10 protein-coding genes and 2 pseudogenes are annotated in these 13568 nt (G+C 65.6%); 9 read left to right on the forward strand and 3 right to left on the reverse strand.

All coding sequences use genetic code 11. The features are described 5' to 3' along the window. Window positions 1–8: 8 nt before the first annotated feature. Both nadA and ACK3BK_RS19170 read right to left on the reverse strand, forming a co-directional pair. A complete protein-coding gene (gene nadA / locus ACK3BK_RS19165) occupies window positions 9–1067 on the reverse strand; it encodes a quinolinate synthase NadA (RefSeq protein WP_186667152.1) in 1059 nt (352 codons plus the stop codon). A gap of 263 nt (window positions 1068–1330) precedes the next feature. Continuing rightward, window positions 1331–2839 (reverse strand): YdgA family protein, encoded by a 1509-nt coding sequence (locus ACK3BK_RS19170; protein WP_411383093.1) that lies wholly within the window; start codon window positions 2837–2839, stop codon window positions 1331–1333. Window positions 2840–3381: 542 nt separating this feature from the next. Here ACK3BK_RS19170 and ACK3BK_RS19175 point away from each other — a divergent pair. The 3 genes and pseudogenes from ACK3BK_RS19175 to ACK3BK_RS19185 form a co-directional block, all read left to right on the forward strand. Beyond that, window positions 3382–4734, forward strand: coding sequence for an APC family permease (locus ACK3BK_RS19175; protein ID WP_411383094.1), 1353 nt, complete (start codon window positions 3382–3384; stop codon window positions 4732–4734). Between the two features lie 284 nt (window positions 4735–5018). Further along, window positions 5019–6020, forward strand: a pseudogene (locus ACK3BK_RS19180) (chemotaxis protein); the annotation flags it as partial. 315 nt (window positions 6021–6335) lie between these two features. Further along, window positions 6336–6926: pseudogene (locus ACK3BK_RS19185) on the forward strand (methyl-accepting chemotaxis protein); the annotation flags it as partial. A gap of 83 nt (window positions 6927–7009) precedes the next feature. Here the strand turns inward: ACK3BK_RS19185 and ACK3BK_RS19190 are convergent. Beyond that, window positions 7010–7834, reverse strand: coding sequence for an IclR family transcriptional regulator (locus tag ACK3BK_RS19190; protein ID WP_411383095.1), 825 nt, complete (start codon window positions 7832–7834; stop codon window positions 7010–7012). A 238-nt stretch (window positions 7835–8072) separates the two neighbouring features. Here ACK3BK_RS19190 and ACK3BK_RS19195 point away from each other — a divergent pair, with 238 nt between their 5' ends. Genes ACK3BK_RS19195 through ACK3BK_RS19220 form a run of 6 tightly spaced genes read left to right on the forward strand, consistent with a single transcriptional unit; the run spans window position 8073 to window position 13560 of the window. Next, window positions 8073–9098, forward strand: a complete 1026-nt coding sequence (locus ACK3BK_RS19195; protein ID WP_411383096.1) for an ABC transporter ATP-binding protein — start codon at window positions 8073–8075, stop codon at window positions 9096–9098. 8 nt (window positions 9099–9106) lie between these two features. Next, complete coding sequence (locus ACK3BK_RS19200) at window positions 9107–9985, forward strand: ABC transporter permease (RefSeq protein WP_186709581.1); 879 nt, start codon at window positions 9107–9109, stop codon at window positions 9983–9985. Between the two features lie 3 nt (window positions 9986–9988). Next, window positions 9989–10783, forward strand: a complete 795-nt coding sequence (locus ACK3BK_RS19205) for an ABC transporter permease (RefSeq protein ID WP_186667159.1) — start codon at window positions 9989–9991, stop codon at window positions 10781–10783. Between the two features lies 1 nt (window position 10784). Next, entirely contained in the window at window positions 10785–11075 is a 291-nt protein-coding gene (locus ACK3BK_RS19210; RefSeq protein WP_411383097.1) for a (2Fe-2S)-binding protein, read from the forward strand. Continuing rightward, entirely contained in the window at window positions 11072–12427 is a 1356-nt protein-coding gene (locus ACK3BK_RS19215; RefSeq protein ID WP_411383098.1) for an FAD-dependent oxidoreductase, read from the forward strand. The genes ACK3BK_RS19210 and ACK3BK_RS19215 overlap by 4 nt, the downstream gene beginning before the upstream one ends. After that, complete coding sequence (locus ACK3BK_RS19220; RefSeq protein ID WP_411383099.1) at window positions 12424–13560, forward strand: NAD(P)/FAD-dependent oxidoreductase; 1137 nt, start codon at window positions 12424–12426, stop codon at window positions 13558–13560. Before ACK3BK_RS19215 ends, ACK3BK_RS19220 begins: the two co-directional genes overlap by 4 nt. Window positions 13561–13568: the final 8 nt, after the last annotated feature.

A 13568-nucleotide genomic window follows, 5' to 3' on the forward strand; every position in this document is an offset into this window, starting at 1 on the left:
GTCTGGCGTCAGGCGTTACCGGAGAGTTTGAGACGCGCCGCCTGGGTAAAGTCCAGCATCCGGTTCAGCGGCTTGATCGCACGCGGAATCAGCGCAGGCTCGACGAAAATCTCATTGCTGCCCTTGCGCAGGCAATCCAGCGTGCGCTCCAGCGTGTTCATCGCCATCCACGGGCAGTGCGCGCAACTGCGGCAGGCGGCGCCATTGCCGGCGGTCGGCGCTTCGACGAATACCTTGTCCGGACACAGCTGCTGCATCTTGTAGAAGATGCCGCGGTCGGTGGCGACGATGAAGGTCTTGTTGGGCAGCGTCTGCGCTGCCTTGATCAACTGGCTGGTAGACCCCACCGCATCGGCCAGTTCGATCACCGACTCCGGCGACTCCGGGTGCACCAGGATCGCTGCATCCGGATACAGCGCCTTCATGTCGGCCAACTGGCGCGACTTGAACTCTTCGTGAACGATGCAGGCACCGTCCCACAGCAACATGTCGGCGCCGGTTTTCTTCTGGATGTAACGGCCCAGGTGCTGGTCCGGGCCCCAGATGATGGTCTCGCCGTTGTCCATCAGGGTCTCGACGATCTCCAACGCGCAGCTGGAGGTCACCACCCAGTCGGCACGCGCCTTTACCGCTGCCGAGGTGTTGGCATAAACCACCACGGTACGTTCCGGGTGCTGATCGCAGAACGCCGAGAACTCCTCCACCGGGCAGCCCAGGTCGAGGGAGCAGGTGGCTTCCAGGGTCGGCATCAAAATGCGCTTTTCCGGGGTGAGGATCTTCGCGGTCTCACCCATGAAACGCACACCGGCGACCACCACGGTCTCAGCCGGATGGTTCTTGCCGAAGCGGGCCATTTCGAGCGAGTCGGAAACGCAACCACCGGTTTCCTCGGCCAGGGCCTGGATCACCGGATCGCAATAGAAGTGGGCAACCAGAACCGCATTCTGCGCCTTGAGCTCGGCAGCGATGGCCGCACGGTAATCGGCCTCCTGCGCGGGCGTCAGCGGATGGGGCTGCTTGGCGTCAAGGTGGGCTTGAACCAGGAGACGTTCGGAAATCTGGGTCATGATCGCTGGACCTGCGTGCGCGTCAGTCGAGTGTACCACCCGGCCCCTGGCAGATCGGCTAACGGTGCCGGATGGCCGGCAGTGGCGGGCCATCGCGACCCCTCTGCGGGCGCGGATTATTATCGGACGGCGAAGGCTACAGGCAATCGGGGGAATGCAAAAGGTGTTTTTGCCAGGATAAGGCATTCGCGGATAAACCCGCCCCCCAGAGGTACACCACCACTGCAGGAACGGGTTTACCCGCGCAGAACTCAAGGCAATCGTCAGCCCTGTGGCGACAAAGCCGCCAGGTGCATGCTCATCAGCACGGCAAACTCCTCGACAGTCATCTTCTTGCCGTTGAAGTCCACCATGCCATCGGCGTAATGCAGGCTCGACACCACGTCGTTACCCTCGACCGTGGCCATGCCGCTCTGCAGCGCCATCATGCCGAGCATTTCCCCGGCCTGGCCCGACTGAAGGGCGATGGCCTGGGCGTCGGTCTGACCGTCAAGCAGCGCCTGCAGCGTGGCGAGGTCGCCGACCATCGCCTTGGACAGCGACAGCTTGCCCTGCAGGCGGGTCACCATTTGCTTGGCGATCTGGTCTGGCGGCAGGTCGAAGGACGTCGGATTGGCGAGGTCCAGCGACAGGTTGAAGTGGCTCTGACCATTCGCCGTCTTGAACGACAGGTCTTCCAGCGCCAGCTGCGGCTTGTCGGCCAACAATTTCTGCAGGTCGCCCTGGACCTTGGCGGTCTCCTCGGGGCTCATGTTCAGCGACGGCACCGCCTCGCCACGGGCAGCAGCGTCCTGCAGCTCGGGCACCTTGGTCTGATACCACTCCAGCAGTGCCTGGGTGGCCGGCATGTTCACCGACTTCATGCTCAGCACCATTTGCCCGCTGCCCACCGCGCGACCGGCGTAGGTGATATCGGACACCTTGTACTCCAGGCGCCCGCCCAGCTTGTCCTGGCCCTCGGCGCTGTACAGGTTGTTCTGCTCCAGCCCCTTGAGCACCAGCACGTCCTGCTTCGGCCCGAGCGTGGCTTGCAGATCGGCCAGCAGCAGGTTCAGGTGGCCGACATAGATCATGTCGTGCCCGGTACTGGCCAGCTCGCCGCCGATCTTGAAACCATTGAACTGCAACTTGACCGGCGGGTGATCATCACCAACCAGGGTCATGTCCAGGCGCTCGGCATTGCCGTGGATTTCCACCGCCTTGCCTTCACGATCCCCCTTGAGCACCAGTTGCATGCCGGCGAAGTCGAGGACATTGCCATCACCTTCGTCCAGCTTGACCGGCGCCAGCCGGATGTCGCTCTCGACACCACCGCCATAACCCAGGCTGACCTGGCCGACCACTGGCGACTTGTCGCCTGCGGCGGCAAACCACGATGCGGTGTTGTCATCCTTCTGCAACTGGCTGTTGCTGACCGCCATCACCGGCAGCAGCTTGAACGCCTTGACCCGCGACCAGGGGAAAGGGCCATGCTCGATGTGGTCGGTCACACCGACCTCGAAGCTCACCGGCGCACCTTCGCCGATACGCAGGTCACTGGCCTTGAGCCGGTACTGCGCATCGCTGGTGAACAGGTGCTGGTCCAGCGAGACCAGCTCGATGGTCATGGTGCCACCCGTACCGACCAGCGCCTTCTGCAACTCCGCGTTACCGCGGGCGATGGACTGCTCCAGCTCCGTCGGCAGCTGTTTGCCGGTGTACCAGGCGCCAGCAGTGGTGACGACGGCGATGGCGACGGCCAGGCCGGAAAGGATGCCTACTGATTTCTTCATGAATAGAACCGATTGCTGTCCATAGGGCTGGTGGTGGCGCGAAGCACGCGACCGGGGTGCCAAGCGTAGCACTGTCGCTTGCCTGGCGCGGTGTCCACCCGGGAGATTTTCCTGCACTTGCGACGCGTCCTACAACTGCCGACAGATAACTCCGACGGTGCCGATCGTAAAATTTTACGAACACTAAAATCTGCTTTTTGCCCTAAATATCCATGAACACCCATTTTCACCCATTAAAAAGCCGATAAAAACCTGAAAACCAATCAATCTGTCATGTTTAACTTGACACCCAACCGTCCAATCGTCTTTTATTTTCCCCACCTTGCTCCGCGCCCTCCACATCAAGAAAAAAGACCGCGCCGCCATCATGCCTGTCCGCCCCTGCCCCCAGGCGCCGCCGTTTCGCCGGCCCCGCCCGTACTGATCACGCGCCCACGCGCGAACCTTCGCTCCGCTATAAAAGGTGAACAACATGGAGCCCATCCGCTCGACCTTGCCGTGCCCGTCGCCCGCTTCGTCCCGCCTTCGCCGGGAGCGCCAGCATGCAGCCTGAGCACCCTGCCAATCGTCACGAGCAGTTTCGCAAGTCCCTGCGCCTCTGGCAGGTGGTGATCATCGGTCTGGCGTACATCGCACCGATGACCGTTTTCGACACCTTCGGCATCGTCTCCGGCATTACCGCCGGTCACGTGCCCAGCGCCTATATCCTGGCCCTGCTGGGTATCCTGTTCACCGCCGTGAGTTACGGCACGCTGGTGCGGCGCTTCCCGGAGTCGGGATCGGCCTACACCTACACGCAACGTGCGATCAACCCGCACGTCGGTTTCCTGGTCGGCTGGTCGTCGCTGCTCGATTACCTGTTGCTGCCGATGGTCAACGCCCTGCTGGCAAAGCTGTACCTGTCGGCAATGTTCCCCGAGGTGCCGGCATGGGTCTGGGTGGTGGCCTTCGTCACCCTGATCAGCCTGGTCAACATGCGCAGCATCAACCTGGTGGCCAACTTCAATACCCTGTTCGTGGCGGTGCAGATCGCGATCATGGCCGTGTTCGTCTACCTCTGCGTGCGCGGCCTGCACCAGGGCGAAGGGCTGGGCACGGCCTGGACGCTGACGCCGTTCGCCGATGAACAGACGCAGTTCAGCGCGCTGGTCGCCGGCGCAACCATCCTGTGCTTCTCGTTCCTGGGCTTCGACGCCGTCACCTGCCTGTCAGAAGAAACCCGCGACCCGGCACGCACCATCCCACGCGCGATCTTCCTGATCGCCCTGATCGGCGGCGTGGTGTTCATTATCATGTCGTTCTTCATCCAGGCGTACTTCCCGACCATGGACCGCTTCCAGGATCATGAAGCGGCCCTGCCGGAAATCGCCCTGTACGTCGGTGGCAAGCTGTTCCAGTCGGTGTTCATCGCCTGCACGGTGATCAACACCATCGCCTCGGGCCTGGCGTCCCAGGCCAGCGTGTCCCGCCTGCTGTTCGTGATGGGCCGCGACGAGGTGATCCCGGCCCGCCTGTTCGCCCGTCTGCACCCGCGCTATCGCACCCCGGTGCTGAACATCGTGGTGGTGGGCGTGATCGCCCTGTCGGCGATCTTCTTCGACCTGGTGACCGCCACCTCGGTGATCAACTTCGGCGCACTGATGGCCTTCAGCTTCGTCAACCTGTCAGTCATCAACCATTGCTATGTTCGCGAACGGCGCAACAAGGGCCTGACCAACAACCTCAAGTATCTGGTGCTGCCGACGATAGGCTTTTGCATCATCGCCGTGCTGTGGATCGACCTGGACGAGCACTCACTGGCGTTCGGCGGCGCCTGGGCCTTGTGCGGCGTGCTGTACCTGGCCTGGCTGACCAAGGCGTTCCGCGTCGCCCCACCAAGCTACGTGGCCGAATGACCCACCCTGCCGACAACGCCCGCGCCTGACCGCGGACGTTGTCTTGATCGAGAAGGAAACGCTCCATGTCGCTGCGCCGTCTCTCCATCCAGTGGAAAATCACCCTGCTTGCAGGGCTGTGCCTGCTGGCGGTGGTCACCTTGCTGGTGGCCACTTCGCTGATCCAATCCCGACGCAGCACCGAACAGGTGTTCACCGCCAACACCGAACTGCTCGATCAAAGCGCGCGGCAGCGCCTGCAGGCCCACGCCGAGACCCAGTCGCTGCGCATCCAGCGTTATTTCATGGACGCTTATCAGTACGGCAATGGCTTCGCCCGCGTGGTGCAGGTGCTCAGGGCGCGCGGGGGCGACGAGTTGCGCAGCGAACTGGTCAAGCAAGCCGGTACGGCACTGGCAGGCAACCCTGACCTGATCGGCCTCTACCTGGTGTTTCAACCGGACGCCCTGGAGCACCAGGACGCGCGTTTCAGCGGCCAGGCCGAGCTGGGCAGCAACGAGCAAGGGCGCTTCTCGCTGTACTGGTCGCGCGAAGGCTCAGGCGACGTCGCCTCCGAAGCGATGCCCGAATCGATGCTGGCCGACACCAGCATCGGCGCCAACGGCTCAGCCTACAACCGCTGGCTGACCTGCCCGCTGGAAACCGCCAAGGCCTGTGTGCTCGCCCCCTACTTCGACGAAGTCAACGGCCGTCAGGTGCTGATGACCAGCATCGCCCTGCCACTGCTGGAAGACGGCAAGGTGATCGGCGTGGTCGGCCTGGACATCGGCCTGGACAACCTGCAGCAACTGAGCCTGGCTGGGCGCCAGGAGCTGTTCGAAGGCCAGGGCCAGGTCAGCATCGTCAGCCCCGTCGGCCTGCTGGCCGGGCACAGCCAGGACGCCAGCCAGTTGAGCAAGCCCCTGGAGCAGGCGCTGGGTGAGGCGGTGCGCGAACTGGTGGCACCGATGCGCACCGGTCAGCCAGTCGAGCGCCAGGAAGGCGGGATGCTGCGCGTCTCCCATCCGTTCGCACCGATCCCTGGCGCCGCGCCCTGGCAGGTGCTGCTGGAAGTGCCTGAAGCGGTGCTGCGCGCCCCCGCCGTGGCGGTCAACCAGCGTCTGGACACCCACAACCAGCAGGCCAACCTCACCAGCCTGCTGATCGGCCTGGTCGCTGCCGTGCTCGGCCTGCTGCTGGTGTGGCTGACCGCCCGCGGCGTGACGCGGCCAATCCTGGCCGTGGCCGAGCGCCTGCGCGATATCGCCAGCGGCGAGGGCGATCTGACCCGACGCCTGGACTACGCCCGCGACGACGAACTGGGCCAGCTGACAGGCTGGTTCAACCGTTTCCTCGACAAGCTCCAGCCGGTGATCGCCCAGGTCAAGGCGTCGCTGCACGAAGCACGCGGCACGGCCGATCAGTCGGCCGCCATCGCCAGCCAGACCAGTGCCGGCATGCAACTGCAGCACCGCGAGATCGAGCAGGTGGCCACCGCCGCCAACGAGATGAGCGCCACAGCGCAGGATGTCGCCCACAACGCTTCGCAGGCTGCCGAGGCTGCGCAAGGTGCCGACCAGGCCAGCCAGGAGGGCCTGCAACTGGTCGCCAGTACCCGCCAGACCATCGCCAACCTGGCCGCGGGCATGGATGCGGCCATGGACGAAGCCCGTTCGCTGGCCGGGCGCAGCGAGCAGATCGGCTCTGTACTGGAGGTGATCCGCGCCATCGCCGAACAAACCAACCTGCTGGCACTCAACGCCGCCATCGAGGCCGCCCGTGCGGGCGAAGCCGGCCGAGGGTTTGCCGTGGTCGCCGACGAGGTGCGCAACCTGGCCCAGCGCACCCAGGTGTCGGTGGAGGAGATCCGCGTGGTGATCGAAGGCCTGCAGCAAGGCACGCGCGATGTGGTCGATGCCATGCAGGCCGGTCAACGCCAGGCCCAGGACAATGCCCAGCGCATGGATCAGGCGCTCCCGGCCCTGCAACGGATCGGCGAGGCCGTGGCGGTGATCAGCGACATGAACCTGCAGATCGCGTCGGCGGCCGAGGAACAGAGCGCGGTGGCTGAGGAGGTGAACCGCAACGTGGCGGGTATTCGTGATGTGACCGAGTCGCTGTCAGGGCAGGCCGAAGAGTCGGCGCGGATCAGCCAGGCGCTGAACCGCCTGGCCAATCAGCAGCAGGCACTGATGGAGCAGTTCAGGACCTGATCGCAGGTACTGCGCTGTTCTTTTCGCGGGCAAGCCCCCACAGGGTGAGAGCGAGCTTGCCCGCGAAAGGGACACCGCGACATTCACTCCCCGAACACCCGCGAAGGATGGCGCAGGGTCGGATCGAACGGATTGATCCTCGGCCCGATCGCCGTCGTTTCGCGCTTGAGCAACTCGACCACCATCGGCAGGCGCTCCGGCCCCAGCCGGTCACTGATGGTCGCCACGCTCAACGCCGCCACGGCATGGCCATTGCCATCGAGGATCGGCACCGCCAGCCCGGCCATGCCGGGCAGCACGCCGGTATTGCGTGCGGCATAACCCTGGCGCCGCACGTTCTCCACCTCCGCACGCAGGAACACCTCGTCGTACAGGTGAAAATCCCGTAGCCGCGGCAGATTGTTGCGAATCACCGCCTCGCGTTCCTCCTCCGGCAGGAAGGCGAGGATCGCCAGGCTCCCCTGCCCCACACCCAACGCCACACGCCCACCGATATCGCCGGTGAAGGTACGGATCGGATACGGCCCTTCGCTGCGATCCAGACACACCGCATCGAACCCACTGCGCGCCAGCAGAAACAGCGAGTCCCCCAGCGAGGCCGACAGACGCAGCAAGCTGGGCCGCACCAGATCGCGCAGGTTGCCGCTGTTGCCTGCCCGCGCCGCCAGGGCAAAGAACGCCAGGCTCAAACGATAACGCTTGCTGCGCGCCTCCTGCTCGACCATGCCTTCATCCACCAGGCTGCGCACAAGCCGGTGCACGGTCGGCTGCGACAGGCCGACCTGCTCGGCCAGCTCGATCACCCGCATGCCCTCCACCGGCGCCTCGCCCAATACCCGCAGCACCGCGAACAAGCGCGAGACCACACTGACCCCAGGCTCTTCCTGATTTCGTTTATCGGAATTCAATTTGTGCTTTTCCTTATATAAATTTCACTGAGCGAATAAAACTGAAAATAGTGCTCGACTCAGTGAAATTCGCCATTGAGGCCATCCTAGGCTTGCGCCTACTCTGCGTCCACCGGGACAAATCGAACAACACACCGGTGGCCTCGTGAGTATTCATCGGTCCTCGATTTGCCTCCTTGCATCTGCCCCCAACAACAAGTGTGCCCGACACGCGACAAAAGACAGGTGGAACGCAGTCATGGCCTTTCTGCAACTGGACAATCTTTGCAAACGCTACGGCGCGATCGACGCCGTGGTCGCCACCAACCTCGCCATCGAACAAGGCGAATTCGTCTCCTTGCTCGGACCTTCAGGCTGCGGCAAGACCACCACCCTGCAGATGATCGCCGGCTTCGTCGACGTCAGCAGCGGCCGCATCCTGCTCGACGGACGCGACATCACCCACGCCAAGCCCAGCAGCCGTGGCCTGGGTGTGGTGTTCCAGAGCTACGCCCTGTTCCCGCACATGACCGTGGCCGACAACGTCGCCTTCGGCCTGCGCATGCGCAAGCAGCCCGAAGCCGAGATTCGCCGCAAGGTGACCGAGGTACTGGCGCTGGTGCGCCTGGATCGGCATGCCGAACGCTATCCACGCGAACTGTCAGGTGGCCAGCGCCAGCGTGTGGCCCTGGCCCGGGCGCTGGTGATCGAACCACCGGTGCTGCTGCTCGACGAGCCACTGTCGAACCTCGACGCCAACCTGCGCGAAGAGATGCAGTTCGAGATCCGCAGGATCCAGAGCGAAGTCGGCATCACCACGCTGATGGTCACCCACGACCAGGCCGAAGCCCTGTCGATCAGCGACCGCGTGGTGGTGATGCAGGGCGGGCGCGTCACCCAGGTCGACGAGCCGTATCGCCTCTACGAACACCCGCGCACCCGCTTCATCTCCGACTTCGTCGGCAAGGCCAACCTGTTGCCCGGCGAGCTGGACGGCGCGGGCCTGCCACAGGTGCAACACAGCCGCGACGCCAGCCTGACCCTGAGCCTGCGCCCGGAAAAGATCGACCTGCTCGACAACGGCGCCGGTCGCCTGCAGGGCCGCATCCTGGCCCGCTACTTCCTTGGCAGCCAATGGCTGTACCGCATCGGCACACCGCTGGGCGAACTGACCGTGGTGCGGCGCAACGATGGCAGCGCACCGCTCGGTGAAGGTGTCGATGTCGGCCTGGACTGGCAGCCCGAGCTACTGCGGGTGCTCGCTGCCGACGAGGTGAGCGCATGAACAGCGCCATGCCTGCCCCCGCCACCTGCGCCAGGCAACACCGTGACCTGCGCGGCTACCTGCTGTCGGCGCCGGCACTGGCGCTGTTCGCCGCCCTGCTGGTCGTGCCTCTGCTGCTGACCCTGGTGCTGTCGTTCAATGTGTTCGACTACGAAGTCGGCATCCGCGCCGACCACTGGACCTTCGAGCACTACCTGGCCCTGCTCGGCGACAGCTACTTCCTCGAAATCTTCTGGCGCACCTTCTGGATCAGCGCCCTGGTCACCCTGCTGTGCGTGGTGATCGGCGTACCCGAGGCCTACATCCTCAGCCGCATGGGCAGCCCGTGGCGCTCGATCTTCCTGGTGGTGATCCTCACCCCACTGCTGATCTCGGTGGTGGTGCGCGCCTTCGGCTGGAGCTTGTTGCTGGGCGCCGACGGGCTGGTCAACCACGCGATCCAGGCCCTGGGTGGCGCGCCGATGAAGCTGTTGTACACCCCGTTCGCGGTGATCGTCGCGCTGGTCCACGTGATGCTGCCGTTCATGATCATCCCGGTCTGGACCAGCCTGCAGAAGCTCGACCCCGCCGCCGAACAGGCCGCGCTGTCACTTGGCGCCAGCCAGGCCAAGGTCATGCGCCTGGTGGTGCTGCCGCAAGTGATGCCGGGGGTGCTGTCCGGCACGCTGATCGTCTTCGGCCTGGCCGCCAGTTCCTTCGCCATCCCCGGCCTGCTCGGCGGGCGCCGGCTGAAGATGGTCGCCACGCTGGTCTACGACCAGTACCTGGCCGACCTGAACTGGCCCATGGGCGCGGCCATCGCCATCGCCCTGCTGCTGGTCAACCTGCTGATCATGCTGTCGTGGAACCGCATGATCGAACGCCGCTACAAGAAATCGCTGGGGTAACTCATGTCCAAGAACGGTCCTCTGGCCCTGACCTTCCACAGCCTGGTGGTGGTCTTCATGCTCGCACCATTGGTGGTGGTGTGCCTGGTGGCATTCACCCCGGAAAACACCTTGAGCCTTCCTACGGCGGGGTTCTCGCTGCGCTGGTTCGAAGCGGTGTTCGAGCGCGCCGACTTCCTCGAAGCCTTCAAAAACAGCCTGCAGCTGGCGTTTCTCGCCGCCAGCCTGGCGACGCTGATCGCAGTGCCGGCAGGGCTTGCGATCACGCGCCTGCAGTTCCCCGGACGCGACTTTCTCAACGTGCTGTTCCTGTCGCCGATCATCATTCCGCACCTGGTGCTAGGGGTGGCGCTGCTGCGCCTGTTCGCCCTGCTCGGGGTCAATGGCAGCTTCACCTGGCTGGTCCTGGCGCACACGGTGGTGATCACCCCTTATGTGCTGCGCCTGGTGATCGCCGCCGCCATCGGCGTCGATCGCAGCGCCGAGCAGGCCGCCGAGTCGCTGGGTGCGAGCCGCTTCACGCTGTTTCGCAAGATCACCCTGCCGATGATCCTGCCCGGTATCGCCGGCGGCTGGCTGCTGGCGTTCATCAACAGCTTCGACGAGGTGACCCTGTCAATCTTCGTCACCTCGCCGGCCACCCAGACCCTGCCGGTGAAGATGTACGTCTACGCCACCGAGTCCATCGATCCGATGATGGCTGCGGTGTCGGCCCTGGTGATCGCCCTGACAGCGGTGACCATGATTCTGCTCGACCGGGTCTATGGCCTGGATCGGGTCCTGGTAGGGAAGCACTGACATGGCCTTGTTCAAACGCCTCGCCGAGCGCCAGCGCCCGGAGCTGGACTTCACCCTCGACGGCGAGCCGGCCTGTGGCCTGCTCGGCGACACCCTGCTGACCGCCATATTGACCAGCGGCGCGCACCTGCGCGGCAGCGACTTCAGCGCCGAGCCGCGCGCCGGTTTCTGCCTGATGGGCGCCTGCCAGGACTGCTGGGTACGGCTGGGCGATGGCCGCCGCGTACGCGCCTGCGCCACCGCGCTGGAAACAGGGCAGCAGGTGCTGCGCGAACCGGGGCGCCGGCCATGAGCGCCGTGGTGATCGTCGGAGCCGGCCCCGCCGGGATCCGCGCCGCACAGACACTGGTGGAGCACGGTGTGCATCCAGTCCTGATCGACGAAGCCAGCCAGGGCGGCGGGCAGATCTATCGCCGCCAGCCGGCCAACTTCACGCGAACGGCGCGCCAGCTCTATGGTTTCGAGGCCCGCAAGGCCAGCGCGCTGCACCAGACCCTCGATGCGCTTGCCGGGCAGATCGACTATCGCCCCGGCACCTTGGTATGGAACGCCGAGCACGGCGCCCTGGACACCCTGCGCGACGGCCATGCCGCGCACCTACCCTACCAGCGCCTGATCATCGCCACCGGCGCCACCGACCGGGTGCTGCCGGTGCCGGGGTGGACGCTGCCCGGGGTCTACACCCTGGGGGCCGCGCAGATCGCGCTCAAGCATCAGGGCTGCGCCATTGGCGAGCGCGTGCTGTTTTGCGGCAGCGGGCCATTGCTTTATCTGGTCGCCTACCAGTACGCCAAGGCCGGTGCCAAGGTCCTCGGCGTGCTCGACAGCGCGCCCTTCAGCGCCCAGTGCCGCGCCCTGCCTGAGCTGCTCGAGCAACCGGCAACCCTGGGCAAGGGCCTGTACTACCGCGCCTGGCTCAGCGCCCATGGCGTGCCGGTGCATCAGGGCGCGACGCTGGAACGCATCGAAGGCGGGCAACAGGTGCAACGGGCGGTATGGCGCAAGGGCGATCAGCTACATGACACCGAATGCGATGCGCTGGCCTTTGCCCATGCGCTGCGCAGCGAAACGCAGTTGGCCGACCTGCTCGGCTGCGCATTCGAGTGGAGCACGCTCAACCGGGCCTGGCTGCCGCGCCGCGACCAGGCCGGGCGCAGCAGCGAGCACGATGTCTACCTCGCCGGCGACGGCGCCGGGATCATGGGCGCCGACGCCGCCGAAATGGCTGGCGAACGCGCCGCCCTGGCGGTGCTGCAGGACCTCGGCCAAACCGTCGACCCCCAGCGTTGCCGCACCCTGGAAAAACGCCTGACGCGCATTGGCCGTTTCCGTGAAGGGCTGGAAGCCGCCTTCCCCTTCCCCGAGCACTGGGCTGAACAGGCACCGGACGATCTGGTGGTGTGCCGCTGCGAAGAGATCAGCGTCGGCGAGCTGCGCGCCGTGGTCGGCGAAGGCCATTGGGAGATCAACCGGGTCAAGGCTCACTGCCGGGTCGGCATGGGCCGCTGCCAGGGCCGCATGTGCGGCGCGGCAGCGGCGGAAATCATTGCCCATTGCAGTGGCAAGGCCCTGCACGAGGTCGGCCGTCTGCGCGCCCAGGCACCGATCAAACCCCTGCCCTTCGGCGTGGAGCATGACGCATGAGCCCGTGGATCGAATCGGAGGTGATCGTCATGGGCGCCGGTATCGTCGGCGCGTCGGCGGCGCTTGCCCTGGCCCGGCGTCGCCGTTCGGTAACCTTGCTGGAGCGTGGGTTCTGCGGCGCCCAGTCCAGCGGTGTCAACTACGGCGGCGTGCGCCGCCAGGGGCGCAGCCTGGCGCAGTTGCCGTTGTCGCAGCGGGCGCACCAGATCTGGGGCGAACTGCCTGCGTTGATCGGCATCGATGGCGAATACCTGCGCTCCGGGCACCTGAAACTGGCACGCAGCGAGGCCGACTTCGTCGCACTGCAAGGCTATGAGGCGGCCAGCCGCGACCACGGCCTGGACCTGCAACTACTCGACCGCGCCGCCCTGCGCGCCCGCTACCCCTGGGTCGGCGAGATCGCCGTCGGCGCCTCGTACTGCGCCGACGATGGCCACGCCAACCCACGCCTGGTCTCCCCCGCTTTCGCCCGTGCCGCCCGCCAGCAGGGCGCACGGGTCATCGAGCAGGCCGGCGACAGCCGTGTCGAGCATGATGGCCAGCGCTTCATCCTGCACACCCAGAGCGGCCTGCGCCTGCGCGCGCCGTGGCTGCTCAATTGTGCCGGTGCCTGGGCCGCCGATCTGGCGGCGCAGTTTGGCGAGCCGGTGCCGATGGAGTCCGGCCACCCGGCGATGCTGGTCACCGAGCCCTTGCCTTGGGTGATGAATGCCAGCACCGGTGTCGAGGGTGGCGGCATCTATGCCCGCCAGGTCGCCCGCGGCAATTGCGTGCTCGGCGGCGGGCGTGGTTTTGCCCTCGACGCACAACGCGCTCGCCCAGGGCAGTCAGCGGTGCTGGCGATCCTGCGCAACGCCGTCGAACTCTACCCGTTTCTGGCTGGCACCCAGGCGATCCGCACCTGGAGCGGCACCGAAGGCTATCTGCCCGACCACGAGCCGGTGATCGGCGCCAGCACCACCCAACCCGGCCTGCTGCATGGCTTCGGCTTTGCCGGGGCGGGCTTCCAGATCGGCCCGGCGGTCGGCGAGGCACTGGCCGAGCTCGTCTGCGACGGCGCCAGCAGGCAGCCGATCGAGGCATTTTCCATCCGTCGTTTCCAGGTCCGTCACGACCTGGCCTCCAACCACTAAGAGGAAGG

Source organism: Pseudomonas sp. L7, from assembly GCF_046605565.1.
Lineage (GTDB): Bacteria > Pseudomonadota > Gammaproteobacteria > Pseudomonadales > Pseudomonadaceae > Aquipseudomonas > Aquipseudomonas wayambapalatensis.